The sequence below is a fragment of the Rhodococcus sp. B50 genome (genome assembly GCF_013602415.1).
In the GTDB taxonomy this organism is placed as follows: Bacteria; Actinomycetota; Actinomycetes; order Mycobacteriales; family Mycobacteriaceae; genus Rhodococcus.
In genome coordinates, this window is the sequence record NZ_WPAG02000002.1 from 2690075 (window position 1) to 2716032 (window position 25958).

The window sequence follows — 25958 nt, forward strand, 5'->3', positions numbered from 1 at the left end:
TCAGCCCGCGTCGGTGGGATGTGTCTCTCCGTCGAGGGTCGATGTGCCGGGCAGCACGATGCTGATCAGCGTGCCGCCGCGATCCGAACGGTCGACGGCGATCGTCCCGCCGTGCTTCATGACGATCTGCCGCACGATGGCCAGTCCCAGACCGGATCCCGGCATCGACCGCGCTGTCGTCGCCCGGTAGAACCGTTCGAACACGAGCTCGCGTTCTTCTTCCGGAATTCCCGGGCCGGCGTCGTCGACGGTCAGTTCCATCAGCCCGGTGCCGATCTGCCGCATGTGCACGACGACGTCTTCCCCCGCAGGGCTCCACTTCGCCGCGTTGTCGAGCACGTTGACCACCGCGCGAGTGAGTCCCGCCTGGTCGCCGAAGACGAACCACGGCTCGGTGGTCGCCCGGAACTCGATGTCGGTGCGACGCCGACGCGCACGTTCGAGACTCCGGTCCACCACCTCCGCGACATCGACTACCTCGAACACCGTTTCCGGCGCGTCCTCACGCGCCAGGTCGACGAGATCGCCGACGAGCGTCGACAACTCCTCGATCTGGCCGATGACGTCGGCGCGTAGCTCTGCCATGTCCTCGGCGGGCAGGCTCGGCGCACCGGGCCGGCTCGCCGCGATGAGCAATTCCATGTTGGTTCGCAGCGAAGTCAGCGGCGTCTTCAGTTCGTGGCCGGCATCGGCGACCAGCCGACTCTGCCGTTCCCGCGACTCGGCGAGCGCACGCAGCATCATGTTGAAGCTCTCGGTGAGGCGGGCGAGCTCGTCGTGACCGGTCACCCGGATGGGCCGCAGGTCGTCGGTGCGCGCGACCCGCTCGGCGGCGGCGGTCAGCCGGGCGACGGGACGCAGACCCGTGCGGCCGACGGTCGCACCCACGGCCGCGGCGAGTACCACCCCGCAGCCCCCGACGATGAACAGCACACTCGCCAGGCGGTTGAGGATCTCGGCGGTGGGACGCAGTCGCTGCGCGATCACGACCGTGCTGCCGTCGGGCATGCGCTGGGCCAGTACGCGTTGCTGGGCGACGGTGCGCAGTGACGAGTCACGGTCCCCCTCTGCCACGGCCAGCTCGGGGTCGCCGATGGGCACCGACGAACCCGGCGGCACGTACCGGCCGAGATCCGGATAGATCAGGGCGACGCTGATGTCGGAGCTGTAGAGCTGAGCCCCGCCGATGTAGCGCGGGTCGTAGGTGATGAGCGTGCTCGACTCGACGAGGGCGGCGGCGCGCGCCCGCAACTGGGTGTCGACCCCCGAGTACAACGCTCGCGACACCACCGCGTACGCGGCGATGGACGTGACGGCGACGGCGAGCGCCACCGCCCCGGCCGCGAGGAGCGTGACGCGGGTGCGCAGCGGCACCGAGCGGGTCAGCAGAAGAGGTGGTCGCATCAGGTCGCTCACGGCGGGGTCTCGCGCAGCACGTACCCGACGCCGCGCACTGTGTGGATCAGGCGCGGTTCCCCACCGGCCTCGGTCTTGCGTCGCAGATACCCCACGTAGACCTCGAGGGCGTTGCCGGAGGTCGGGAAGTCGTATCCCCACACCTCCTCGAGGATGCGGCTGCGGGTGAGCACCCGCCTCGGGTTCGCCATGAGCATCTCCATCAGAGAGAACTCGGTGCGGGTGAGGCTGATCTGCCGGTCGCCGCGGGTGACCTCGCGGGTCGCCGGATCGAGGCTGAGGTCCGCGAAGCGCAGCACTTCGTCCGCGGAGCTGTCGGGGTCGGGGGTGGCGCGACGCAGCAGCGCCCGCAGCCGCGCGAGCAGCTCCTCGAGCGCGAACGGTTTCGGCAGGTAGTCGTCGGCGCCCGCGTCGAGACCCGCGACCCGCTCGGAGACGGAATCGCGCGCGGTGAGCACGAGGATCGGCAGGTCGTCACCGGTGCTGCGCAATCGGCGGCACACCTCGAGGCCGTCGACGCGCGGCATCATCACGTCGAGCACCATCGCATCCGGACGCGACGCGGTGACCTGCTCGAGGGCATCCTGTCCGTCCGTGGCGAGGTCGACCGTGTATCCGTTGAAGCTCAGTGACCGGCGCAGCGATTCCCGCACCGCACGGTCGTCGTCGACCACCAGAATGCGCATGATCACCATTGTGGCCTGCCCCTACTGAGAGCGCGCTGAGAACCCTCGGCGGGTGAGCGGGTTCTACATCTCAGTGGTCCCTGGGATCGACGTCACCGCTGAGGACGGCCCGGACGAGCCTGCGGGGAACCTTCACGGTCGTTCCGTCGACGGTGACCGGCACGAGATCGGGGACGCTCGCCGTCCACTGCGAGCGGCGATGACGGGTGTTGGAGCGGGACTTCCTGCGCTTCGGGACTGCCATGTCGTTCTCCTTCGGGTTCGGATCTTCTCGGACTCGGAGCCGCGCTCAGGGCCGGCGCCGGCCGTACTTGCGTTCGAACTTCTCGACGCGACCGGCGGTGTCCAGCAGGCGTGCGGCACCCGTCCAGAACGGATGCGAGTCGCTGGTCACGTCGACGGCGATCAGCGGGTAGGTGCGGCCGTCCGACCACACCGTCGTGCGTTCGGAGGTCGCGGTGGACCGGGTCAGGAAGGTCGCGCCGGTATTGGCGTCCTGGAAGACGACGGGGTGATAGTCGGGATGCAGGCCTTGTTTCATCGGTGTCCTTCTCTCTCGTTGTCGCGGCGGTCTGCCGGGAGGTCGTCACAGGGGTCTTCGTGGAACTGTCCGAAGGGGTCGTGCCAGGTGGGCCACAGATCGGGTCGAGCGAACTCGTCGTCGGTCACGACCGCTGCGCGCAGCGCTCGGTCGACGAGTTCCGGGTCGGCGTCGTGGACGAGGACGACGATGCTCGTGTCCCGGTCGCCGTAGCGTTCGTCCCAGCGCAGGGACGCCATCGCGCGGCGTTCCGCCGAGACCGCGCGCTGCTGCTCCGGAGTCATCGCCGCGAGCCACGGTCCCGCATGAGCGACACGCAGTCCTTCACCGGCCGACTCGACGAGCAGCGCATTGTCGGGTTGCGTGGCGACCCACAGTCGCCCACGGGCGCGCACGACGCCATCGAGCAGCACGTCGATCGCGTGGTGGAGACGTTCCGGATGGAACGGGCGGGTGGCGGAGAACTCGACGAGGCGGATTCCGCAGTCCTCGTCGAGGGGAGGTTGACCGCGCAGGAGCGGCGAGTGTGCCCCGTCGATCGTTCCGCGGCGTGCGGTGCCGGGTATCTCCTGCAGCAGACGCTCGACGTCCGGTTCGGCCGTCCACGCGATCGGCGCGTCCGGGGTGAGCCGGGTGAGCACCGCGTGCAGGCGCGCCTGCTTCCAGCCGTCCGCTCCCGGAAGGACTACCAGAGCATCGGCGAATTCGACCTGTCCGACGACGACCTGGGCCAGGGTGCGGTCGTCGTCGAGGCGCTCGTTCAGTTCGTCGTCGCCCGTCGCGTCCTCGAGCCAGGTCGCCGCGTCGAGACAGGTCACGACACCGTCCACCCGGACGTCGAGGGACGCTGGTCCGTCGACGCGACCGACGATTCCGCTCACCACGACGTGTTCGACGGCCCAGCACAGCGCCTCGGGTTCGAGTTGCGGGTCGAGGTGCAGGACGATCCGGTCGACGGTGCTGTAGTCGCGTAGTCGCCGGAGAAGGGGCAGCAGATCCTCGCGCAGCGTGCACGACACGCATCCATGGGCGAGTTCGAGGATCTCGGTGCGTTCGCCCTCGACGGTGTGCACGGTGCGGCGGAGCACGCCCTGGTCGAGACCGGACAGGTCGTGGTGGACGACCGCGGTGCCCGGACGCAGGAGCGACCGCGCTACGTGCGCTGTGCGTCCGCGCCATCCGCAGACGATGACGAGCGGCGTCCTGGTGTCCACAAGAGTCCTTTCGATAACGATTGTCATTAACGAAGCCGAAGCGTACAGTGGTCGACGCGCTTTGTCGAAAATGATTGTCGTTACCTAAGAGGAAGGAGCCGACGTGTCGGCCACCTGCCAACTCACCGGACGGCGTCCCGGATTCGGGAAATCCGTATCGCACTCCCACGTCCGCACCAGCCGGCGCTGGAACCCGAACATCCAGCGCAGGACATATTTCGTGCCCTCACTGGGCCGCCGCGTCACGCTGAACCTGTCGGCCAAGGCGATCAAGACCGTCGACCGCGACGGCATCGAGAGCGTCGTCGCACGACTGCGTGCCCGCGGGGAGAAGATCTGATGGCCGCACGCAACGAGATCCGGCCCATCGTCAAGCTCCGGTCCACCGCCGGAACCGGCTACACCTACGTCACCCGGAAGAACCGCCGGAACGATCCCGACCGGCTCGTGCTGCGCAAGTACGATCCCGTGCTGCGCGAACACGTCGACTTCCGCGAGGAGAAGTAGTCGTGGCGAAGAAATCGAAGATCGCGCGCAACGAGCAGCGGAAGGTGATCGTGGCCCGGTACGCCGAGCGCCGCGCGGAACTGAAGGAGGTCGTGCGCACGCCGTCTTCCTCCCCGGAGGAGCGCCACGAAGCACAGCGGGCACTGCAGCGTCTACCCCGCGACGCCAGTCCGGTACGATTACGCAATCGAGACGCTGCGGACGGCCGCCCGCGCGGCCACCTGCGAAAGTTCGGGCTCTCACGAGTGCGTGTGCGTGAACTCGCCCACCGCGGGGAACTACCCGGCGTCCACAAGTCGAGCTGGTGAGGAGCGAGATATGGCAGTCAAGCGAGGACCGTCGAAGAAGTCGCGTGCCGTCGAGGGACGCAAGCCCAAGAAGAACCCCCTCTTCGCGGCGAAGATCGAGTACGTCGACTACAAGGACGTCAACCTGCTCCGCACCTTCATCTCCGATCGCGGCAAGATCCGCAGCCGTCGCGTCACGGGCCTGACCCCGCAGCAGCAGCGTCAGGTCGCCGTCGCGGTGAAGAACGCCCGCGAGATGGCTCTGCTCCCCTACGTCAGCAGCAAGTAGGCCGTAGCTTCCGACGCCGCCTCTCCCACCGGGAGGGGCGGCGTCGTCGTGTGTGCAGGTCTTGTCGAAATCAGTCGGGATTCTCGACGAGAAGTGCACGTCACACGGGTGCGCCCGAAGCCCTCAGCGCCCTGCGGACCCGTTCGACGATCGTCAGCGGACGCATTCGGAGTTGCTCGGAGTTCACCCGGACCACCGACCAGCCCAGCGACGCGAACGACTCGTAGCGCTCGATGTCCTTGGTGCGTTGCCGCTCGTCGGTCCAGTGGTGCACCCCGTCGTACTCGACGGCGGTGCGCCATTCGTGCCACCCCATGTCCGCCCAACCGATCACCCTGCCCTCGTCGACGATCGGCACCTGGGTGGCCGGCGTCGGTAGTCCGTGATGCACGAGCAACAGGCGAACCCTGGTCTCGGGTGGAGACTCGGCGCCGGGGTCCACTCGGGGTACGACCGCGCGCACCTGCGGAAGTCCACGCTCCCCGCGGTACCGGTCGGCGAGGGCGAGGATGTCCGCCGGATCCAGTCCGGTGGCCCGGCACAACGCATCGAGTTGTTCGACGGCTCGCGCGGGTGCGAGCCACCGGGCGAGATCGAAACCGGTCCGCGCGGGAGTCGTCACCGACATCCCCTCGCGCTCGCAGATCTCCTCCTCGTGCACGGTGTCGCCGTGCACTCTCACCCCGGCCGTGCCGCGGCGACTCCCGGTCCGGAGCAGCTCCGCCGGAGCGCGACCGTCGACCCACCTGCTGCCGTGCACCGCGGCAGCGGACAGCCCTGCCAGTACGCCACCACCTCGCGTCCACAACCACGCCGCACGCGCACGCCGTAACGCAGTCATCTCCGCATCCGGATGGATGTACACGTCGCGATGCAGCCGGCGCATCGTCCGCAGTCGGTACGGCGTCAGGCACTTCCCGGCCAGCGCGTCGGTGCCGCTGAACGGCTCGTCGAATTCCCCCATGGAGGAAGCCTGCACAACGTCCGCTCGACGTGGAACCCCGGATCGTCGCCCTGTGGATGAACGTTCCCGAGTGAGCAGTTGTCGTCGAAAAATTCGGCTCCGATCGACAAGAACTGCACTCCGGGCGCCTGCCTCAGGAATTCATCCACAGGGTCCTTAGACTAGGCAACCGTGTCGGGTGTGATCGCGGGGTTCAGTGTCATCTTCGTGATCATCGCTATCGGCTTCACGCTGGGGCGCCTGGGCACCCTCGGACACGAAGCGCAGACGGTGCTCAGCCGACTCGTCTTCTTCGTCGCCACTCCCGCGCTGCTGTTCGACGTACTCGCCACGTCCGACCTGTCGGTGATCTTCTCGCCCAACCTCTACATCGCGGCGGCCACCGCCTTCGCCGTCGCAATCGTGCACTTCGTCGTCGCAAAGCTCTGGCTGCGACGTGCGGTCCCCGAGGCGACCATCGGGGCGCTGTGCGCCGGCTACGTCAACTCCGCGAACCTCGGCATTCCGATCGCGGTGTTCGTCCTGGGCGACGCCTCGTTCGTCGCGCCCCTGCTGTTGTTCCAGATCGTCGTGCTCTCCCCCATCGCGCTGACGATGCTCGACCTGTCGACGATGCGCGCCGGGGTGTCGCGCCTCGATACCCTGCTCGCGCCGTTCAAGAATCCCATCGTCCTGGCCGCCGCGGCCGGACTCGCCATCGCGATCAGCGGATGGACACCGCCGGAAGCGCTGCTGCAACCGTTCCATCTGCTCGGCGGCGCGTCGGTTCCCGGTGCGTTGCTCGCGTTCGGATTGTCGCTGCAGGGCGTCCGGGTGCTCGAGAAAGGGACGAGCCCGCGCCGCGACATCGCGCTTGCCTCGGTACTCAAAATCCTCGTCCAGCCCGTACTCGCGTATCTGCTGGGACGTTTCATGTTCGGCCTCGACGGTCACGCGCTGTTCGCGGTGGTCGTGGTCGCGGCGCTGCCGACCGCGCAGAATGTGTTCGTCTACGCGAGCGCCTACGGCCGGGGCACGGTGCTCGCCCGCGACGCCGCGCTCGTCACCACCCTCGCCTCCATTCCTGCGATCGGCGTGACCGCCGCCCTGCTGGCGTGATGAACACGCCACACCGGAATACCGTGGGAACCATGCGTTCCGTCGTCCGTGCCTGCCGAGGCATCACCGTCCTCGCGATGTGTCTGCTCATCGCGGCCTGCGGGTCGAGTGCCCCGGACGTGCCGGCGCTACCCGAGGAACCCGTTCCGGCAGGGGCGACGGAGTTCTCGCCACGTGCGGACATCGTCGATGCGCATCCGCTCACGATCATGTCGTGGTCGCGGGTGAGCGACGACCGGATCTCCCTGCACTTCGAGACGGGCACCCCCGAATGCTTCGGCGTCGACGCGACCGTCACCGAAACGGACGAGACGGTGACGGTGGCGCTGCTCGGCGGCACCCTGCCGGAGATGCAGGACCGCATGTGCGTGATGGTCGCCGTCGTCGGCACCCTCGAGGTTCCCTTGCGGTCGCCGCTCGGCGACCGGGCCGTGACGACCGGCGCCTGACGCATGCCGCATCCTCCGCGTCACTGGCTGCTGTACCTGTGCCTGTCCACCGCCCTGCTGCACGCAGCCTTCCAGTCGATCCGCGTGCTGGTCTCCTACCGGATCCTCGCGCTGGGTGGCGATGCTGCGACCATCGGCGCCGTCACCGCCCTCTACGCCATCGTTCCGCTCGTTGCGGCGGTGCGTCTGGGGCGCGCGGTCGACCGCGGACACGCGACGGTCGTCCTGCGCTCGGGCATCGTGGTCACCACGGTCGGTGCCGGGTTGATCGCGCTCAGTTCGGGATTGATCGTGCTGGCCGTCGGCAACGTCGTGCTCGGACTGGGGCAGTTGCTCGTCACGGTGTCGGGGCAGGCGTTCGTGTCGATCCTGTCGCCACCGGACGAACTGGATCGCGGATTCGCCGGCCTCACCCTGGGCGTGTCGGTCGGGCAGGCCGTCGGTGTTCCGATATCCGGCGTGATCGCCGCGACCACCGGCGACGGCAACGGATCCGTCGAGACCACCGGCGCGTTGCTGACCATGACCGTGGCGTCGCTGCTCGCCCTGCCGCTGGTGCTCGGTCTCCGCGAACCCCCCGGATCGGGCCGCACCGCCGAGGACGGCGCGCCCCAGTCGATCCTGTCGATGCTCGCGACGAAGGGCATGAAGCCGGCGATGCTGTCGAGCCTGGTGGTCCTCGCGTCCGTCGACCTCGTCGTCGCCTATCTGCCGCTGCTCGGTGAGCAGTTCGGGTTCGGTGTGCTCCTGGTGACGATCCTGCTCACCGCCCGCACCGTGGCGTCGATCGTCTCGCGTGCCTTTCTGCCGTGGGCGCTGCGACACATCCCGCGCAGATGGCTCCTCGTCTCCGCGAGCGCCGGGACCATCGTGCCGGTCGCGCTGATACCGCTCGTGCCGAATCCCTGGGTCATCGGCGCGCTACTCGCCGTGTGCGGAATGTTCTGGGGCGTCGGCCAACCCCTGACGATGACGTGGGTGGTCGGACTCGTCGCCCCGGCCGACCGCGCGTCGGCGCTGGCCGTACGGTTGACCGGCAACCGGCTCGGGCAGGTCGCGGTACCGCTGGCGGCCGGTGCCGTCGCCGGGGTCGCCGGGGTCGCGGCGGTCTTCTGGGTGACGGCGGTGCTGCTCTCCGCCGCCGCCACCACCACGTGGAGATCCGTACGGAGCTGAGCTCTCAGGACCGCCGCCGGGCACGGACGTAGTCGGCCACGACCGCCGCCCCGAGACCGTCGACGTCGGGCGCGACCACCCGACCCCCGACGCGCCGGGCCAGCACGTCGACGACGCGCGCGAGCCCGGGGTCGCTGCCGAGCCGGAAGATCGTCACCTGGGCACCGAGTCGCGCGACGTGATCGAGTTCGCGCACCGTCAACCCGAGGGTGCGAGAACTCGGTGGGTAGTCGAAGGCCGCGAAGCCGTCCGGTTCGAGATGGGCGGTGGGTTCACCGTCGGTGACGACGAAGACCACCGGCTGCGCGTTGGGATGACGGCGCAGATGGCGGCCCGCGAGCATCAGGGCGTGGTGCAGATTGGTGCCCTGCTCGTAGACCCCGTCGAGCCCGGCCAGCTCGGACGCCGACACCACGCGGGCGTGGCGCCCGAACGCGATGAGCTGCAACGCATCCCCGCGGAAGCGCGTGGACACGAGGTGGTTGAGCGCGAGGGCCGTGCGTTTCATCGGCACCCAGCGACCGTCCATGACCATCGAGAACGATGTGTCGACGAGCAGCGCGACCGCCGCCTGCGTCCGCTGCTCGGTCTCGATCACCTCGACGTCCTGTACCGACATCCGCACCGGCAGCCCGGGACTGCGCAGGGTCGCGTTCGTGAGGGTGCGTACGACGTCCCACGGTTCGGTGTCGCCGAACTCCCACACCTTCGAAGCGCCCGTCGGCTCACCGAGTACACCCGCCCGGCGCGACTCGCGTTGCCCGGTGCGCGACGAGATGCGGTCGACGACGTCGCGTAACGCCGCCTCGCCGAGCCTGCGCATCGCCTTGGGCGACAGGCGCCACTGCCCGTCGGCACCCCGGTCGAAGAAACCCTGCCGCTGCAGTTCCTTCTCGAGTTCGGCGAGGGTGCGCGCATCGGCCGCAGCCTCGGGTCCGAGGTGACGGGCGAGCGCGTCGAGGTCGATGTCGTCGAGCGACGCCCCGGCGTACTGCTGCGACAGTTGCTCGGCGAGCTGGTCGAGTTCCGACAATTCCTGCAGGGCCGCGGTGGCCTCGCCGAGACCCATGCCCTCTTCGCCGCGCACCCGTTCCGAACCGGTCCAGTCCTCCCCGGGGCGGGCGGCACGCAGGTGACCGTCGAGACGGTCGAGCTGGTTCGTCAGCGACGGGGACCCGAAGGCCTGCTGCGCGAGAGCGTCGAGTTCGTCGCGTTGTTCCGGGCTGAGCGAGTTGCGCAACCGCTGCGCCGCCGCCGCGCGCTGCGCGAGGGAATCGAGCAGCTCCTCCACGTTCTGCGGATTCTCGGGGAAGAACTCCCCGTGTTCGGCCATGAACTGTTCGAAGTCCTCGTCGGTGTCCTCGCCGCGCGCATGCTTGTCGAGCAGGTCGTTGAGGTCGTTCAGCATGTCGGTGATGCGCTGCCGATCGGCCTCGGTGGCACCTTCGAGTGCCTGCTTCATCCCGGCGAACCGCTGGTCGAGCATCTCCCGGCCGAGCAGGTCGCGGATCTTCTCGTAGTCCTGCCGGGCCTGTGTGCTGCGCCAGTCGTAGTCGGCGAGTTCCTGGACCGCCTGCGCCGTCGACGGCGGCAGTTCCTCGATCCGCATCTCGGCGAACCGCGCGTCGTCGTCGAGGGCCCGCGCCAGTTCCTTACGTTCCTCGAGCACGGCACGATCGAGAAGCTCGCGCACCTCCTGGAGGGTGCCGTCGAGGTTGGTGCGGTCGAGCAGCCGGCGTCGACGCCGATTGGCTTGTGCCGCAATCTTGTCGAGTCCACGCATTCCGTCGTGACCGCGGCGCAGCAACTCCCGCAGGGCACGCTTCGGCGACGCGCCGGCCATGACATCGTCGCCGATCGCGGCGAGCGCGTCGCGCAGGTCCACCGGCGGGGCGAGCGGATCGCCCCCGGCGTACGGACCGTAGCGGGCGGACCTGCTCATCGGGAGTACACCGCCGAGCCGTCGTCGCCGGTGTCCTTGGCGATGCGTCGCGCCAGATACAACCCTTCGAGTGCGAGTTCCACTGCCGCAGCCCGGCTTCCGGTGTCGGTGGCACCGAGCCGTTCGGCTACGGCGTCGAGCACCGGCAGTTCGGGGAGTTCGTCGAGCAGCACCTTCGCGGTGATCCGCTCACCGGTGACCACCGGCTCGCCCTGCTCGACGGCGGCGACCAGCGGCCCGAGATCGACGCCCGCGAGTCGCGAGCGGGCCGTTTCGGCCGTGGCGCGCCGGAGGAGATGATCGAGGATCTCGAATTCTCTTCCCTCCTCACCCGATTCGAACTCGACCTTGCCGCGGAGCACCTCCACCACGGTCCCGAGGTCGACGGGACGCGCGACCGGATCGTCCTCGCCGAGAACCGCGCCGCGGTGCAGGGCCGCAGCCGAGACGGTCTCGGCACCGGCGACGGCGAACCGTGCCGAGACACCCGAACGCTGGTCGACGGACGTCGATTCGCGCAGCAGCCGGGTGAACCGGGCGAGGATCTCGAAGAGATAATCGGGCACGCGGGCCTGCAGGTGCGCCTCCTGCTCGATGACGGCGATCTCGTCCTCGAGTCGCGTCGGATAGTGCGTGCGGATCTCCGCGCCGAAGCGGTCCTTGAGCGGAGTGATGATGCGTCCGCGATTCGTGTAGTCCTCGGGGTTCGCGCTCGCCACGAGCAGCACGTCGAGAGGCAGGCGCAGCGTGTAACCGCGGACCTGGATGTCGCGTTCCTCCATGACGTTGAGCAGCGACACCTGGATACGTTCGGCGAGGTCGGGCAGTTCGTTGACGGCGACGATGCCGCGGTGCGCGCGAGGCACGAGGCCGAAGTGGATCGTCTCCGGATCACCGAGGCTGCGGCCCTCGGCGACCTTCACGGGGTCGACGTCGCCGACCAGGTCGGCGACCGAGGTGTCGGGCGTCGCGAGCTTCTCGGCGTACCGCTCGCTGCGGTGTCGCCACGCGACGGGCAGGTCGTCTCCGAGTTCGGCGGCGCGGCGGATCGACGCCGGGGTGATGGGTTCGTAGGGATGCTCGCCGAGTTCGGAACCGGCGATGACCGGGGTCCACTCGTCGAGCAACAGCGGCAGGGTGCGCAGCAGGCGGGTCTTGCCCTGACCGCGTTCGCCGAGCAGAACCACGTCGTGACCGGCGATGAGGGCGCGTTCGAGTTGCGGGACGACGGTGTCCTCGAAGCCGAGGATGCCGGGCCACGGATCGGTACCGTCGCGCAGCGCGGCGAGCAGGTTGTGCCGGATCTCGTCCTTGACGGATCGTTGCACGTGGCCGGAGGCACGGAGCTCGCCGACCGTGGAGGGGCGCGGTGTGGGTGACGTCACCTCACCCAAGGTACGACCGAACCGTCGTTTCGGCATCCGCGATCCCGCGTGGCCCGTCCGCCTACACTCGCCGCATGGACACCTGGATCCTGGCGGCACTGCTCGGGCTGGGGCTCGCCGCCGCCACCGGGCTGCGCACCTTCCTGCCGCTGCTGCTCCTGTCGGCTGCGGTGCACTTCGAGCTCTTCGGTGTCGTCCTCAACGAATCCATGCAGTGGCTCGGGTCCACCTCGGCGCTCGTCGCCCTGGCGATCGCGACCGTCGTGGAGGTCGTCGCCGACCTCGTGCCGTTCGTGGACAACGCACTGTCTGCCGTCGGCACGGTCACCCGGCCGATCGCGGGGGCACTCGCGGCGTGGGCGGCCTTCGCGAGCCTCGATCCCGCCATGGCGGCGCTCGCCGGCATCGTCATCGGCGCCCCGACCGCCCTGGCGGTGAGTACGGCGCAGACGGGTACGCGGGTCGCGAGCACCGCGACCACCGCCGGCTTCGGCAATCCGGTGCTGTCGATCGTGGAGAGCGTCACCTCGTTCGTCACGTCGCTGATCTCGCTGCTCGCTCCCCTGCTCGTCCTCCCGCTCCTGGTGCTGTTCGGGTGGCTCGGCGTGCGGGGTTACCGCCGGCTGCGCCGGGCCCGTGCGACACGCACGAAACCGACGGCACACCCGGGCGCCCTCGATACGGGCCGACCCGGCGGCTTCTGATAGACACATGGCATGTCGGACACCGAGATCACCTTTTCCAGCGGCGACGTCACCCTGCACGGCAGTGTGCGGGTACCCGTCTCCATGAGGGGTCCGGTGCCCGGCGTCCTGCTGCTCGCCGGCAGCGGCCCCACCGACCGCAACGGCGACAGCGCACTGCTCCCGGGATCGATCGGCACGCTGCGCCATCTCGCCGACGTGCTCGAACGCCACGGTTTCGCGAGCCTGCGGTACGACAAGCTCGGCAGCGGCGCGACCGGCCTCGGCCCGTACAGCGTCGAGGACGTCGCCGATCTCGGCTTCTCGACGTTCATCGACGCCGCCTCCGACGCACTCGCTTTCCTCGGCGCCCAGCGCGGGGTCGACGCGCAGCGTCTCTACGTCGTCGGCCACAGCGAAGGCGCGCTCATCGCGCTGTCGCTCGCCCAGGACAACGACTCCATCGCCGGACTCGGCCTGCTCGAGCCGCTCGCCGTGCGCCTGCTCGACCTGCTGACCGCGCAGATCGACGCGCAGCTCGACGCCGTGGTCGCCGCCGGCCAGCTGCCGATCCAGATCGCCGACGAACTGCGGGTCGCGCTGACGGGTGCGGTCGAGTCGCTGCGCGCCGACGGCACGCTCAGCGACACTCTGCCCGAGCCGCTGCGCAACGCCGGTCTCGTGCCGACGAACGCGAAGGCTCTCGCCGAGGAGGACTCGCTCGACCCGCGGATGCTCGCCGCGCAGGTCGCCGGCGACCTGCCGGTGCTGACCAGCGTCTCCACGAAGGACATCCAGGTGCGGGTCGAGGACGTCGACGCCCTCGACGCGGCGCTCGTGCACACCCGCCTGACGTCACTGCGCATGACGCACACCAACCACGCACTCAAGGACATCGGCGACCAGCAGTCCACAGGCGCCGACTACATCGCGGATCTGCCCTACTCGAAGGAGTTCACCTCGGGCTTCGAGGCGTGGCTCGACAAGCTCCAGGGCTGATCACCGGACGCCGACACGAAATAACAAATGTCCATTCCGCGTTGTTCGTGTATGGTCTCCCGTTAACCCACTGGTTCACACGAGAAAGGTACGGTCCGATGCGATACAAGCAGATGTACGTAGCCGGTTGTTCCGTACCGTTCTCGCACCTTTTCTTCCACTTCGCGGCGGAGCGCTCCCGAGAATAGAAGTCACACGACGACTCGTTCTCGGGCACTCGGGGCACATGGCCCCGGGTGCCCTTTCTTTATCCCCGACCGCGACCCACACAAGATCACCTCGACAGGAGAACACCATGAAACTTCGAATCGAATCCGGCGGCACCGTGTCGACCGAACTCCCCGACGACCTCACCGGTCACGCCATCACCATCGACCTGAGCCGGGTCGGTGGCACCGAGAGCGGCGCCGCGTCGGCCGATCTCATCCGCGACCTGCTCGACCGTGGCGCGGCCAAGCTCGTCATCTCCGACGGCCGCGGCAAGCGCACCGTCGAACCCACCGCACACGACAACGGCACCCACGCGCACGCCGCCTGAGCGACGGTGCGCGCGGGTGCCGCGCGTCTGCGTTCGGACTAGTGCGCGAAGTGTCGCGCGCCCGTGAGGTACAGGGTCACGCCCGCCTCGCGAGCAGCCTCGATGACCTCGTTGTCGCGCACCGAGCCGCCCGGCTGCACAATCGCCTTCACTCCGGCCTCGGTGAGCACCTGCAGGCCGTCGGCGAAGGGGAAGAAGGCATCCGACGCGGCGACCGACCCTGCGACCCGCTCACCCGCGCGGGTCACGGCGAGACGCGCCGAGTCGACACGATTGACCTGGCCCATACCGACACCGACGGTCGCGCCGCCCGAGGCCAGCAGGATCGCGTTGGACTTCACGGCACGGCATGCGCGCCAAGCGAATTCGAGGTCGCGCAGGACGGCTTCGTCTGCGGCCTCACCGCACGCGAGCTGCCAGTTCGCAGTGGAGTCGCCGTCCGCGGTGAGCACGTCGCGCTCCTGCAGGAGCAGACCACCGGAGATCTGACGGATCTCGACCGGTGCCGACTTCGGTGAATCGGCGCGCAGGATGCGGATGTTCTTCTTGCGGGAGAGCACGTCGACAGCACCGTCGGCATACGACGGGGCGATGATCACCTCGGTGAAGATCTCGGCGACCTGCTCGGCCATCTCGACGCTCACCTCACGATTCGCGGCGATGACGCCACCGAAGGCCGAGACCGGATCGCACTCGTGCGCGCTGCGGTGCGCGGTGGCGATGTCTTGGGCGATCGCGATGCCGCAGGGATTGGCGTGCTTGATGATGGCGACGCACGGCTCGCTGTGGTCGTGCGCGGCGCGCCAGGCGGCGTCGGCGTCCTGATAGTTGTTGTAGGACATTTCCTTGCCGTGGAACTGCTCGGCCTGCGCGAGACCCGGCTCGCCGGCCTCGTTCACGTACAGCGCCGCAGCCTGGTGAGGGTTCTCGCCGTAGCGAAGGACATTCGCGCGGGTCCAGGTCGCGCCGGTCCACGCCGGGAACTGCGACTCGTCGCCCTCGGGCTTCGCGTAGTCGCTGTTCATCCAGCTCGCCACCGCGACGTCGTAGGCGGCGGTGTGCTGGAACGCCTGCGCGGCAAGGCGCTTACGCTCCTCGAGGGTGAAACCGCCACCCTCGACGGCAGCGAGCACGTCACCGTAGGCAGCCGGGTCGACGACGACCGCGACGGACGGGTGGTTCTTCGCTGCGGCACGCACCATCGACGGGCCGCCGATGTCGATCTGCTCGACGCACTCGTCGGGGCTCGCACCCGAGGCGACCGTCTGCGTGAACGGGTAGAGGTTCACGATGACGAGCTCGAACGCCTCGATGCCGAGATCGGCGATCTGGTCGAGGTGGTCCTGCTTGCGGGTGTCGGCGAGGATTCCGGCGTGCACGCGCGGATGCAGCGTCTTCACCCGGCCTTCGAGGCACTCGGGGAAACCGGTCAGTTCCTCGACCTTCGTCACCGGCACGCCTGCGTCGGCGATGGTCTTTGCCGTGGAACCGGTCGAGACCAGCTCGACTCCTGCCGCGTGGAGCCCTGTCGCCAGCTCCACCAGCCCGCTCTTGTCGTACACGCTGACCAGCGCGCGGCGCACAGTCTTACGTTCGGTCACCGGGGATCACGGCCTTTCGTCCATCGGAAACAACTCCACGGGTGGCGACGGCGGCGACCACCTCGGCAAGCAACCGTCGCTCCACAACCTTGATGCGCTCGTGCAGGGTGTCCTCGTCGTCATCGTCGAGCACCTGCACCGCTTCCTGCGCGAGAATCGGCCCGGTGTCGACGCCTCCGTCGACGAGGTGCACCGTCGAACCGGTGACCTTGACGCCGTAGGCCAGGGCGTCGGCGACGGCGTGCGCGCCGGGGAACGACGGCAGCAGCGCGGGATGCGTATTGATGATGCGACCGGAGAACCGCTCCAGGAACGCCGGGCCCAGGATCTTCATGAAACCGGCGGACACCACGAGGTCGGGTTCGTGGGCGGCGACCGCGTCGGTCAGCGCCCGGTCCCATGCGGCACGGTCCTCGAAGTCGCGCAGTGCGACGCGGAACGACCGGATCTCCTCGTCGGCAGCGTGCCCTTCCGCGGGGCACTCGCGATCGACTCCGACAGCGACGACCGTTGCAGGATATCCGTCTGTCCGAGTGGCCTCGAGCAGCGAACGCAGCAGGCTGCCCGTGCCCGAGGCGAGGACGACGAGCCGCGCCGGCGCGGTGGGCGGCAGCTGGTCACGCGAGGCAGTCAGGGTCCACTCCTGTGAAGTCGAGGTGGGTCGGCCGATCGACCGGCCGTAGGAGAGCCTAGTCGGCGCCCTTTTCGGCCTTGTTCGCGACCTCCTCGTCGGGCTCGTCCTCCTCGACGATCTCGACGACCTCGGCGTCGATGACGCCATCGGAGTCGGAGTCGACGACGCCATCGGCGTCCGTGTCGCTCTCCGAGTCCGTGTCGATGACGTCATCGGAGTCCGGCTCATCGTCCTCGTCGGCCGCAACGTCCTCGGCGGCGGCGTCCTCGGTCGCCGGAGCCTCAAGCTCAGGAGTTCCGTCTTCGGACGACTCGAGTTCTGCGGCGGCGTCATCCGTATCGTCCGCGTCACCTGCTTCCGCCGTGGCCGCTGCATCCTCCACGGTCTCCTCGTCGACGTGGGCGTCGGCCCGCAGCGCGGCCGCGGCCAGCCGTCCTTCGCGCCACATCAGCAGCTGCGCCGTGATGATGCCGAGCAGGCCCGACCACGCGAAGACGAGGATTCCGGCGAGCCACCAGTTGGCACCGACCACCCCGAAGACTCCGAGCGGACCACCCGCGGCCCAGGCCGCCAGCGCCGTGACGAGTCCGGCCCCCGCTGCGGCGGCGAGTACCGTCCACGCCGCGTCGGCGCTGCCGACCGGAGCACCGTCGGCCTTCGCCTGCAGGGTCCGCTGGGCGGCGAAACGGCCGAGCAGCGCACCGATCGTCGCCGGAACGGCCAGCAGCACCGGCCAGAACGCCGCGGCCGGACCGGAGGGGACCGCCGCAAGCACCGGCAGGGCCGGGAGGTCGCCACCCGTCGCCTCGAACAGGCTCAGGTGGATGTCGCCGAAGTGCACGGTGCTGCCCGTGAGAACGGCTGCAGCTCCGATGACGACATTGGGCAGATACAGGATCGACATCACCGTCAGACCCAGCACGCCGGTCCAGTGGTCCCCGCGCGCCAGCAGTTCGCCGACGACGTTCCACGACCACAGGAGCCCTGCCACGACCGCGACTCCACCGACCGCGAACATCCCGAGCAGCACCCGCAGCGCCGGACGGAACGCCAGCACGAGCCAGTCGGGCGCCGAGTAGTACCGCACCACCGGCTTCCACACTCGGGACCCGATACCGATGAGCGCTGCGAGGAGGTAGATGCCGGTGACCCACGCCAGGGCGGCTGCGGCGTTCGGTGGCGTCACCGGCAGCACGCTCGCCGCGTCCTGCAGCACGATCAGCGACGCGGCGGTCACCAGGAGCGGACCCGCGAGGGTCGCGACGGTGATGCGGGAGACGTCCTGCCGGTCGAGGGCGTAACCGCTGTTCTCGACGATCGCGTCGGCCGCCGATGCGCATCCGCGTGCGGCCTGCCAGAGCAGGACTGCCGTGGGCAGCAGCGGCAGCACGCCCAGCGACGTGCCGTCGATCGTGAGCGTCACCTGGTGCAGCGCGAGCCACGTTCCGGCGATCGCGGCGTAGATGCCGGTGAGGTCGCTGTTGGCGACGACCATCGTCGTCACCACGATCGTGGCCACGACGGCGAGCGTCACCGCCGGAACACGCGCCGCGGTGCCGAGGAGGATGCGGAACCGCTCCGGGTCCAGGTGGTCGTCGTCGGGTGGAACGTGCCGGGTCGACCGGCCGAGCGTCGAAGTCATCGGGTCGAGAGTGTCACCGTCGCGGCGATCGTGGTGTCAGGCGCGCCGATCACCGCTGGTCGTCCGGGGCGCGGAAGGCCTGAGTGGCGTCCTGGTCGCCGGTCGTGGAGGTGCCGGAGTCCTCGCGATGGTCCGTACCCGTGGTGTGGGTCTCGGACTCGGTCCGGTCGGCCGGGGCGTCGGTACGATCGTTCGACTCCGGCGTCGTGTGCGACTCCTGCACGGGGTACTGCTGGGTCGGCTGCGCGCCCGTGTACTGCTGTCCACCGGAGTACTGCTGGCCACCCGAATAGGGCTGAGCGCCGTACTGCTGGGCACCGGGGTACTGTGCTCCCCCGCCGTACTGCTGGGAGCCCGGGAACTGCTGCGCTCCGCTGTACTGCTGCCCTCCGCCGTACTGCTGTGCGCCCGGATACTGCTGCGACCCCGGATACTGCTGCGACCCGCTGTACTGCTGGGCACCGGAGTACTCCCCGGACGCCCCCTGCTGGCCCGGATACGCCTGATGTCCGGGATGGGAAGCCTCGAACTGTGATTGCCCGCCGGCGACTCCCGGCTGCTGGGCGCCGTACCCCTGCGGCTGTCCGTAACCTTGTGCGCCGTAGCCCTGGGTCGCACCGAAGCCTTGCTGCTGACCGGATCCCGGAGCACCACCGAATCCCGGGTACTGCCCGGCGGCCTGCTGCGATCCGAGCGAGCTGCGGCCACCCGACCGCCCCGACACAAGGATGCCGAGACCGAACAGCAACGCCACGAGCGCCAGCGCGAACTGCAGGAATCCGAGAACGAGGATCGTCACGCCGCCCCACGCGATTCCGGTGTCCTCGGGCAGGTGGAAGAGCTGGAACAGCGACGTGACGAAACCGACGCCCGACGCCGCGACGGCCACGGCACGCAGATCCTGGCCTGGCAGCAGCGACAGTGCGGCGCTCGCACCACCGAAGAGCAGGAAGGCCAGGGGCACGACGGCGAAGCCGAAATCGAACGAAGTGAGCGCCACCTGGGAGCCGAAGGTGATGTTCACGAACGGGGTGAGTCCGAGCAGGAAGTTCACGGCACCGAGCACGGCCACTGCGAGTGGCAGCAGCAACGGCACCACCTTGCTCTGGGCAGATGCGCCTGCGGGGAATGTCATCGATTCTCCTGCCGTCGGTCGGTGTGTCGGTTGCTCGTCCTGCAGTAACCAGCCTAGGGACTACCCGAGAGAATGGGGTCCATGCCGCACACTCTCGCCCCCGGTCCCGATGTCGTGGTCGAGACGGAGGTCAAGCATTCGCGCTTCCTTGCGGCGGTTCGCCGTGTCGACACGGCCGACGCCGCGCTCGCCTTCGTCGACGAACAACGCCGACTGTATCCCGATGCCCGACACCACTGCTGGGCGTTCGTAGTGGGTGACGACCAGTCGATGCGTGCGGAGCGGTCGAGCGACGACGGGGAACCGGGCGGTACCGCCGGGATACCGATGCTGCAGGTCCTGCACCACCGGGATCTCGTGAATGTCGCGGTGGTGGTGACCCGCTGGTTCGGAGGGATCAAGCTCGGCGCGGGCGGTCTGGTGCGCGCGTACTCGGGCGCGGTCGCTACGGCACTGGACGAGGCGTCCCTCGTCGAGCGCCGGCAGCAGGAGAAGTTCACCCTCGCGATCGACCACGCCGAGGCGGGTCGTGTGGAGGCGGAACTGCGGGGACGGGGCGTCGCGGTGCTCGACGTCGCCTATGCGGACAGGGTGGTCCTCACTGTCGCGGGGCGCGAGCGCGGTGAGCTGGAGGGCTGGGTGGCGTCGCTGACGTCCGGTGCGGGCGAACTCGAACCCGCGGGCATCGACTGGATCGACGCCTGAAACGCCCGTGCGCGTTTCCGGTAGCAGCAGCTACCGAAAACGCGCACGGGCAGCGACGCTGCTTTACAGCGACTGCAGGATCTCGCGAGCGAGCGCAGCGGTCTCGGACGGCGTCTTGCCGACCTTCACGCCGGCCGCCTCGAGAGCGTCCTTCTTGGCCTGAGCGGTGCCCGAGGAGCCCGAGACGATGGCGCCGGCGTGGCCCATGGTCTTGCCCTCGGGGGCGGTGAAGCCCGCGACGTAGCCGACGACCGGCTTGGTCACGTTGGCCTTGATGTAATCGGCCGCGCGCTCCTCGGCGTCGCCGCCGATCTCGCCGATCATGACGATGACCTTGGTCTCCGGGTCCTTCTCGAACGCCTCGATGGCGTCGATGTGGGTGGTGCCGATGACCGGGTCGCCGCCGATGCCGATGGCAGTGGAGAAGCCGTACTCGCGCAGCTCGTACATCATCTGGTAGGTCAGGGTGCCCGACTTGGACACGAGGCCGACCGGGCCCTTGCCGGCGATGTTCGCCGGGGTGATGCCGACGAGCGCCTCACCCGGGGTGATGATGCCGGGGCAGTTGGGGCCGATGATGCGGGTCTTGTTGCCCTTCTCGACGTTGTAGGCCCACGCGTACGCGGAGTCCTGCACCGGGATGCCCTCGGTGATGACCACGAGCAGCGGGATCTCCGCGTCGATGGCCTCGACGATGGCGTCCTTCGAGAAGGCCGGGGGAACGAACGCGATCGAGACGTCGGCGCCGGTCTCCTTGATGGCCTCGGCGACGGAGCCGAAGACGGGGAGCTCGACCGGGTTGCCGTCCTTGTCGGTATGCGAAACCGTGGTGCCGGCCTTGCGGGCGTTCACGCCGCCGACGACCTGGGTTCCGGCCTTGAGCATGAGCGCGGTGTGCTTGGTGCCCTCGCCGCCGGTGATGCCCTGGACGATGACCTTGGAATCCTTGGTAAGGAAGATTGCCATTGTTCTGTGTGTCCCTTTACTTCGCTGCGAAGGCGAGTTCGGCCGCCTTGTCGGCAGCCTCGTCCATGGTGGCGACGACCGTGACCAGCGGGTGGTTGGCCTCGTCGAGGATGCGGCGACCCTCGTCGACGTTGTTGCCGTCGAGGCGGACGACCAGCGGCTTGTTGGCCTCGTCGCCGAGGATCTCGAGGGCCTTGACGATGCCGTTCGCGACCGCGTCGCACGCGGTGATGCCACCGAAGACGTTGACGAACACGCTCTTGACCTGCGCGTCGTTCAGGATGACGTCGAGACCGGCAGCCATGACGGACGCGGACGCGCCGCCGCCGATGTCGAGGAAGTTGGCGGGCTTGACTCCGCCGTGCTTCTCGCCTGCGTAGGCGACGACGTCGAGGGTCGACATGACCAGGCCGGCGCCGTTACCGATGATGCCGACCTCGCCGTCGAGCTTGACGTAGTTGAGGTCGTTCTCCTTGGCCTTGAGCTCGAGGGGATCCGTGGCGTCCTTGTCCTCGAACTCGGCGTGGCCGGGCTGACGGAAGTCGGCGTTGGCGTCGAGGGTGACCTTGCCGTCGAGGGCGAGGATCTGATCGTCCGGGGTACGGACGAGGGGGTTGACCTCCACGAGGAGAGCGTCTTCCTTGACGAAGACCTCCCACAGCTTCTGGATGGTCACGGCTGCGGCGTCGAGCACCTCGGCGGGCAGGTGGCCCTTCTCGGCGATCTCGCGCGCGAAGGCCAGGTCGACACCCTTGACGGCGTCGACGGGCACCTTGGCGAGGCGCTCCGGCTTGGTGGCGGCGACCTCTTCGATCTCCATGCCGCCCTCGACCGAGCACATGGCCAGGTAGGTGCGGTTGGTGCGGTCGAGCAGGAAGGAGATGTAGTACTCCTCCGCGATGTCGCTGGCCTCGGCGACCAGGAGCTTCTTGACGATGTGACCCTTGATGTCGAGGCCGAGGATGTTCTCGGCGTGGGTCTGCGCGTCGTCTGCGGTGGCGGCGTACTTCACGCCACCGGCCTTGCCGCGGCCACCGACCTTGACCTGGGCCTTGACCATCACCGGCTTGCCGATTTCCTCCGCGATCTCGCGGGCACCGGCGACAGTGTCGGTAACACGGCCGGCCGACGTCGGCACGTCATGCTTGGCGAAGAGTTCCTTCGCCTGATATTCGAAGAGATCCATCTGCTCACCGTCTCGTCTGCGTTCACGCCCGCTCCGGGGTATCGAGCGGGTCGTTTCGGACTCTAGTTTCTCGGCCGGGCCGCGGATCACGCGCGGCAGTCTCATGTGGCACAGGTCACGCGCGCGTTGGTTCCGGGAACGACTTCGCAGTTCCCCTCCCGAAAGGTGGCCGACGCCACGATCGAGCGGAGCACTCGGTTCAGAATGACAGGTATCCACTTCTCCGCCGACACCGGATCCCGCGCGACCGTCACGCAACGAACTCGTGACATGTCGTAAAGCAGTGTTTGAGTCGCGATCGACTGGGCAATGTCCCTATTTGCCCCGGTTTGAACTGTGATGCCACTCACATAACGTGCTCCGGACGAACTATGGCTTGCCACCCCTGCGATCGCTTCGTTACCGTCGCCTGGTCGAAGTAACGATGAGGTCACGAACGGAGGATGGCGATGCGCTCTGGCAGTCCGAGTGCCGGCAGCCGAACCCGCCGTCCCGAATCGGCCCCCGACGACTGGAACGCCTGGGAAGCCGCCACGCTCGACTTCCGTAACACCGGCCCCGGTCCCGAGCCGACCTACTACTCCGACTCCCACGGCCACGCTGTCCGCTTCTCGCGCGATCACTCCGAGAACACCGACGTCACCGCTCCCGCTTCCCGCAGCGGAGCACACCGACTTCCCACTCCCCCCACCGCCCTCAAGGGCCGTGCCGCCGTCTTCGCGGTCGCTGCCGGTGCCGTCGTGGCGGCCGGCCAGGCCGCAGCCAACGGTGGTCCGGGGCAGAGGACAGAACACTCCGAGGTCGCTCTCGCTGCCGGCGAAGCGGATTCGTCGGTCATCACCGCCACCGCCGTGCCCCAGGCCGCGCAGTTCGCACCGAGCGCCGACGTCGAGCCGTCGCAGGCTCCGCAGGTGCTCAACATCGCCGACCCCAACGACCTGTCGCAGTTCTCGAATCTACTGGCCAAGGGCCAGCGGTTCAGCGAGGAACGCGCTGCGCGTGAGGCCGCGGCCCGCCGTCCGCTGTTCGTGCTTCCCGCTGTGGGTTCGTTCACCTCGCACTTCGGTGCCCGCTGGGGCACACTCCACGCCGGCATCGACATCGCCGGCCCCATCGGCACCCCCATCCTCGCGGTCGCCGACGGTGAGGTCATCGACTCCGGCCCGGCCTCCGGCTTCGGCATGTGGATCCGACTCCTCCACGCCGACGGCACCGTCACCGTGTACGGGCACATCGACCAGTCCCTGGTGACCGTGGGTCAGCGGGTCATGGCCGGCGACCAGATCGCCACCATGGGCAATCGCGGCTTCTCCACCGGCCCGCACCTGCACTTCGAGGTGCACCTCAACGGCGTCGACAAGATCGACCCCGTCCCGTGGCTCGCGACCCGCGGCATCGCCCTCGGCGTCCAGCGCGACTGAAGTTACCGACCTACCGAGTCACCGATCCATCGGGGGCGAGACCCCACCGCCGGGCGCGGTCGCGTCCGCTACGGCATCACGCGCCGCGCGGCATCACAGCTTCACCATCGGCACGCCGCCGACCAGCATCAGCCGCACCTTGCCGGCACTACCGAAATCGATCACGACGGTGGCCGTGGGGCCCGACCCGCGGGTTTCGAGCACCGTTCCCAGGCCGTACTTGTCGTGGCTGACCCGATCGCCCACGGCGAGCACCAAGTGGTTGTTGCGTCCGCGGGCCGCACCGAAACTCGGTGTGCTCGACGAACCTCGCCCCTCGCCCGCACCGAAGCGCGAGCCCGTGCCCGAACCGATCGCCTGCCCGCGCGCGGGCGTGGGCTCGAGGCGTCGCCAATCGATGAGATGCTGCGGAATCTCTTGCAGGAAACGGGATTCCGGATTGGTGAGCGGCTGCCCCCAGGACGATCGCAGCACGGCCCGCGAGAGGTAGAGACGACGCCGGGCGCGGGTGAGGCCCACATACGCGAGTCGTCGCTCCTCCGACAGTTCGGCCGGGTCGCCGAGGGCGCGCATGTGCGGGAACTGGCCGTCCTCCCAGCCGGTGACGAAGACGACCGGGAACTCGAGGCCCTTCGCGGTGTGCAGCGTCATCAGCGTGACGACACCGGCCTCGTTCTCGGGGATCTGGTCGGCATCGGCGACGAGCGAGACCTTCTCGAGGAACGCTGCGAGTGACCCCGGTTCGGGATCGCCCTCCTCACGTTCGTCGTCGACGATCCCGGCCGCGTTGCGAACGTCGGCACTGAATTCCCTTGCCACACTGACAAGTTCGTGAAGGTTGTCGAGACGGGCGCCGTCCTGGGGATCGTCGCTCGCCGACAACTCGGCGCTGTATCCGGTGCGTTCGAGGATCGCATCGACCACGTCGCCGATGTCGACCATGTCGTTGCCGTCGGCGTCGCTCGCGACGAGCATCGTCCGCAGGCCGTCCATCATCTCGACGAATCCGGCGATCGCCTTCTGCGCCCGCGTGTTCAGCAACGCGACCTTGCCGGCAGCGGCGTCGGTGAGGGCCTGCCCGAAACTCACACCGAGGCGCTCGGCATGGACCGCCACGCACGCCTCGGCACGATCACCGATACCGCGACGAGGGGTGTTGAGGATACGCCGCAGGCTCACCGTGTCGTCCGGATTGTCGAGCACCTTCAGGTACGCGACGATGTCGCGCACCTCCTTGCGCTCGTAGAACCGCACACCGCCGACCACCTTGTAGGGCACACCGTGCCGGATGAAGACGTCCTCGAACGCTCGGGAGGCGTTGTTGGTGCGGTAGAACACCGCGATGTCGGAATAGGTGGTGTCTCCGCCGTCGACGAGGCGGTCGATCTCGGCTGCGACGAACCGCGCCTCGTCGTGCTCGTTGTCGGCGACGTAACCGGTGATGAGTTCGCCCTCACCCGAATCGGTCCACAACCGCTTCTCGCGGCGACCCGCGTTCTTGGAGATCACGGAATTCGCCGCCGACAGGATGTTCTGGGTGGAGCGGTAGTTCTGTTCGAGCAGGATCGTGCGGGCCTGTGGATAGTCGCGTTCGAACTCTTCGATGTTGCGGATCGTGGCGCCGCGGAAGGCGTAGATGGACTGGTCGGCGTCGCCCACCACGCACAATTCGCTCGGGGGAACGGCGGATTCCTCCTCCGGATCGCCCACGAGGGTGCGCACCAGCACGTACTGCGCGTGGTTGGTGTCCTGGTACTCGTCGACGAGCACGTGACGGAACCGGCGCCGGTAGTACTCGGCGACCTGCGGATGTGCCTGCAGCAGTGCCACCGTCTCGCCGATGAGGTCGTCGAAGTCGAAGGCGTTCGCCGTGCGCAGGCGCTGCTGGTAGTGCGCGTAGACCCGCGCGACGACGCGGGTGAGTTCGGTCGCCGCCGAATCGGTCTCCGCCTCGTGCGCGGCCTCGTCCGGCCCGATCAGCTCGTTCTTCAGGTTCGAGATCTGCGTGGACAGCAACCGGGCGGAGTACTTCTTACTGTCGAGTTCGAGATCCTTCGCGATCATCGTGAGCAGACGACGGGAATCGTCGGCGTCGTAGATCGTGAAATTCGAATTCATGCCCGTGAGCAGAGCGGCCTGGGCGCGGAGGATCCGGACACAGCTGGAGTGGAAGGTCGAGACCCACATCGCGTTCGCGCGCGGCCCCACCAGGGCCGCCACTCGCTCGCGCATCTCGGCGGCAGCCTTGTTGGTGAACGTGATGGCGAGCACCTGCCCGGGGGCGACGCCGCGCTCGGCCAGCAGATAGGCGATGCGTCGCGTGAGCACGGCCGTCTTGCCGGAGCCGGCACCCGCGACGATGAGCAGCGGGGCTCCTTCGTGTGTGACCGCTTCCCGCTGCTGCGGATTGAGTCCTTCGAGAAGAGCATCGGATCCGGGGCGGGAGTGTGCGAGCGCGACGGGAGTGTTCATCGTTTCACCAAACTACCGGACC

At 68.6% G+C, this 25958-nt stretch carries 27 protein-coding genes; 12 read left to right on the top strand and 15 right to left on the bottom strand.

The window, feature by feature from the left end:
- The 5 genes from GON09_RS12645 to mrf form a co-directional block, all read right to left on the bottom strand.
- Positions 1–1404: a HAMP domain-containing sensor histidine kinase gene (locus GON09_RS12645; protein ID WP_213932077.1), complete on the bottom strand. Its 1404-nt coding sequence runs from the start codon at positions 1402–1404 to the stop codon at positions 1–3.
- Between the two features lie 8 nt (positions 1405–1412).
- A complete protein-coding gene (locus tag GON09_RS12650; RefSeq protein ID WP_026002878.1) occupies positions 1413–2102 on the bottom strand; it encodes a response regulator transcription factor in 690 nt (229 codons plus the stop codon).
- 70 nt (positions 2103–2172) lie between these two features.
- Complete coding sequence (gene rpmF / locus GON09_RS12655) at positions 2173–2346, bottom strand: 50S ribosomal protein L32 (protein WP_213932078.1); 174 nt, start codon at positions 2344–2346, stop codon at positions 2173–2175.
- A gap of 45 nt (positions 2347–2391) precedes the next feature.
- Positions 2392–2643, bottom strand: a complete 252-nt coding sequence (locus GON09_RS12660) for a type B 50S ribosomal protein L31 (RefSeq protein ID WP_213932079.1) — start codon at positions 2641–2643, stop codon at positions 2392–2394.
- Positions 2640–3857, bottom strand: a complete 1218-nt coding sequence (mrf, locus tag GON09_RS12665; RefSeq protein ID WP_307854363.1) for a ribosome hibernation factor-recruiting GTPase MRF — start codon at positions 3855–3857, stop codon at positions 2640–2642. Before mrf ends, GON09_RS12660 begins: the two co-directional genes overlap by 4 nt.
- Before the next feature lie 103 nt (positions 3858–3960).
- On the opposite strand from mrf, the gene rpmB reads away from it, so the two are divergent.
- The 4 genes from rpmB to rpsR are packed head-to-tail and all read left to right on the top strand — an operon-like array spanning position 3961 to position 4940.
- Positions 3961–4197 carry a 50S ribosomal protein L28 gene (gene rpmB, locus GON09_RS12670; RefSeq protein WP_213932081.1) on the top strand — a complete coding sequence of 79 codons (237 nt, stop codon included), beginning with the start codon at positions 3961–3963 and terminating at the stop codon, positions 4195–4197.
- Positions 4197–4364 carry a 50S ribosomal protein L33 gene (rpmG, locus tag GON09_RS12675; RefSeq protein ID WP_213932082.1) on the top strand — a complete coding sequence of 56 codons (168 nt, stop codon included), beginning with the start codon at positions 4197–4199 and terminating at the stop codon, positions 4362–4364. Before rpmB ends, rpmG begins: the two co-directional genes overlap by 1 nt.
- A 2-nt stretch (positions 4365–4366) precedes the next feature.
- Positions 4367–4672, top strand: coding sequence for a 30S ribosomal protein S14 (gene rpsN, locus GON09_RS12680; protein ID WP_213932083.1), 306 nt, complete (start codon positions 4367–4369; stop codon positions 4670–4672).
- A 10-nt stretch (positions 4673–4682) separates the two neighbouring features.
- Entirely contained in the window at positions 4683–4940 is a 258-nt protein-coding gene (rpsR, locus tag GON09_RS12685) for a 30S ribosomal protein S18 (protein WP_006553776.1), read from the top strand.
- 100 nt (positions 4941–5040) lie between these two features.
- Here the strand turns inward: rpsR and GON09_RS12690 are convergent, their stop codons facing one another.
- Positions 5041–5904 (bottom strand): DUF559 domain-containing protein, encoded by an 864-nt coding sequence (locus GON09_RS12690; RefSeq protein ID WP_213932084.1) that lies wholly within the window; start codon positions 5902–5904, stop codon positions 5041–5043.
- 171 nt (positions 5905–6075) lie between these two features.
- Between GON09_RS12690 and GON09_RS12695 the strand changes: the two genes are divergently transcribed.
- Genes GON09_RS12695 through GON09_RS12705 form a run of 3 tightly spaced genes read left to right on the top strand, consistent with a single transcriptional unit; the run spans position 6076 to position 8627 of the window.
- Positions 6076–7002 (top strand): AEC family transporter, encoded by a 927-nt coding sequence (locus tag GON09_RS12695; RefSeq protein WP_213932085.1) that lies wholly within the window; start codon positions 6076–6078, stop codon positions 7000–7002.
- A 32-nt stretch (positions 7003–7034) separates the two neighbouring features.
- The gene (locus tag GON09_RS12700) at positions 7035–7451 is read left to right on the top strand and encodes a hypothetical protein (protein WP_213932086.1); all 417 of its coding nucleotides are present in this window, start codon (positions 7035–7037) and stop codon (positions 7449–7451) included.
- A gap of 3 nt (positions 7452–7454) precedes the next feature.
- Positions 7455–8627 carry an MFS transporter gene (locus GON09_RS12705; protein WP_213932087.1) on the top strand — a complete coding sequence of 391 codons (1173 nt, stop codon included), beginning with the start codon at positions 7455–7457 and terminating at the stop codon, positions 8625–8627.
- Between the two features lie 4 nt (positions 8628–8631).
- Here GON09_RS12705 and GON09_RS12710 read toward each other — a convergent pair whose 3' ends face one another.
- Complete coding sequence (locus GON09_RS12710) at positions 8632–10569, bottom strand: vWA domain-containing protein (RefSeq protein WP_213932088.1); 1938 nt, start codon at positions 10567–10569, stop codon at positions 8632–8634.
- A complete protein-coding gene (locus tag GON09_RS12715; RefSeq protein ID WP_213932089.1) occupies positions 10566–11954 on the bottom strand; it encodes an ATP-binding protein in 1389 nt (462 codons plus the stop codon). Before GON09_RS12715 ends, GON09_RS12710 begins: the two co-directional genes overlap by 4 nt.
- A 74-nt stretch (positions 11955–12028) precedes the next feature.
- Between GON09_RS12715 and GON09_RS12720 the strand changes: the two genes are divergently transcribed.
- The 3 genes from GON09_RS12720 (at position 12029) to GON09_RS12730 (ending at position 14174) form a co-directional block, all read left to right on the top strand.
- Complete coding sequence (locus GON09_RS12720; RefSeq protein WP_213932090.1) at positions 12029–12658, top strand: DUF4126 domain-containing protein; 630 nt, start codon at positions 12029–12031, stop codon at positions 12656–12658.
- Between the two features lie 12 nt (positions 12659–12670).
- Positions 12671–13636, top strand: a complete 966-nt coding sequence (locus GON09_RS12725; protein ID WP_213932091.1) for an alpha/beta hydrolase — start codon at positions 12671–12673, stop codon at positions 13634–13636.
- Between the two features lie 295 nt (positions 13637–13931).
- Complete coding sequence (locus GON09_RS12730; protein ID WP_213932092.1) at positions 13932–14174, top strand: hypothetical protein; 243 nt, start codon at positions 13932–13934, stop codon at positions 14172–14174.
- A gap of 38 nt (positions 14175–14212) precedes the next feature.
- On the opposite strand, the gene purH is transcribed toward GON09_RS12730, so the two are convergent.
- Genes purH through GON09_RS12750 form a run of 4 tightly spaced genes read right to left on the bottom strand, consistent with a single transcriptional unit; the run spans position 14213 to position 19186 of the window.
- On the bottom strand, positions 14213–15775 hold the full coding sequence (purH, locus tag GON09_RS12735; RefSeq protein WP_213932093.1) for a bifunctional phosphoribosylaminoimidazolecarboxamide formyltransferase/IMP cyclohydrolase: 1563 nt from the start codon (positions 15773–15775) through the stop codon (positions 14213–14215).
- Complete coding sequence (gene purN / locus GON09_RS12740) at positions 15762–16409, bottom strand: phosphoribosylglycinamide formyltransferase (protein ID WP_244866298.1); 648 nt, start codon at positions 16407–16409, stop codon at positions 15762–15764. The genes purH and purN overlap by 14 nt, the downstream gene beginning before the upstream one ends.
- A 55-nt stretch (positions 16410–16464) precedes the next feature.
- A complete protein-coding gene (locus GON09_RS12745) occupies positions 16465–18051 on the bottom strand; it encodes a cell division protein PerM (protein ID WP_213932095.1) in 1587 nt (528 codons plus the stop codon).
- Positions 18052–18100: 49 nt separating this feature from the next.
- On the bottom strand, positions 18101–19186 hold the full coding sequence (locus tag GON09_RS12750) for a DUF5336 domain-containing protein (RefSeq protein ID WP_213932096.1): 1086 nt from the start codon (positions 19184–19186) through the stop codon (positions 18101–18103).
- 81 nt (positions 19187–19267) lie between these two features.
- Here GON09_RS12750 and GON09_RS12755 point away from each other — a divergent pair, with 81 nt between their 5' ends.
- A complete protein-coding gene (locus GON09_RS12755) occupies positions 19268–19891 on the top strand; it encodes an IMPACT family protein (RefSeq protein ID WP_213932097.1) in 624 nt (207 codons plus the stop codon).
- A 63-nt stretch (positions 19892–19954) separates the two neighbouring features.
- Here the strand turns inward: GON09_RS12755 and sucD are convergent, their stop codons facing one another.
- Both sucD and sucC read right to left on the bottom strand, forming a co-directional pair.
- Positions 19955–20857, bottom strand: a complete 903-nt coding sequence (gene sucD, locus GON09_RS12760) for a succinate--CoA ligase subunit alpha (protein ID WP_016932175.1) — start codon at positions 20855–20857, stop codon at positions 19955–19957.
- A gap of 16 nt (positions 20858–20873) precedes the next feature.
- Positions 20874–22043, bottom strand: a complete 1170-nt coding sequence (gene sucC / locus GON09_RS12765) for an ADP-forming succinate--CoA ligase subunit beta (protein WP_213932098.1) — start codon at positions 22041–22043, stop codon at positions 20874–20876.
- Between the two features lie 443 nt (positions 22044–22486).
- Here sucC and GON09_RS12770 point away from each other — a divergent pair, with 443 nt between their 5' ends.
- On the top strand, positions 22487–23464 hold the full coding sequence (locus tag GON09_RS12770; protein WP_374195315.1) for a M23 family metallopeptidase: 978 nt from the start codon (positions 22487–22489) through the stop codon (positions 23462–23464).
- Between the two features lie 93 nt (positions 23465–23557).
- On the opposite strand, the gene pcrA is transcribed toward GON09_RS12770, so the two are convergent.
- On the bottom strand, positions 23558–25936 hold the full coding sequence (pcrA, locus tag GON09_RS12775) for a DNA helicase PcrA (RefSeq protein ID WP_213932100.1): 2379 nt from the start codon (positions 25934–25936) through the stop codon (positions 23558–23560).
- Between the last annotated feature and the right edge of the window lie 22 nt (positions 25937–25958).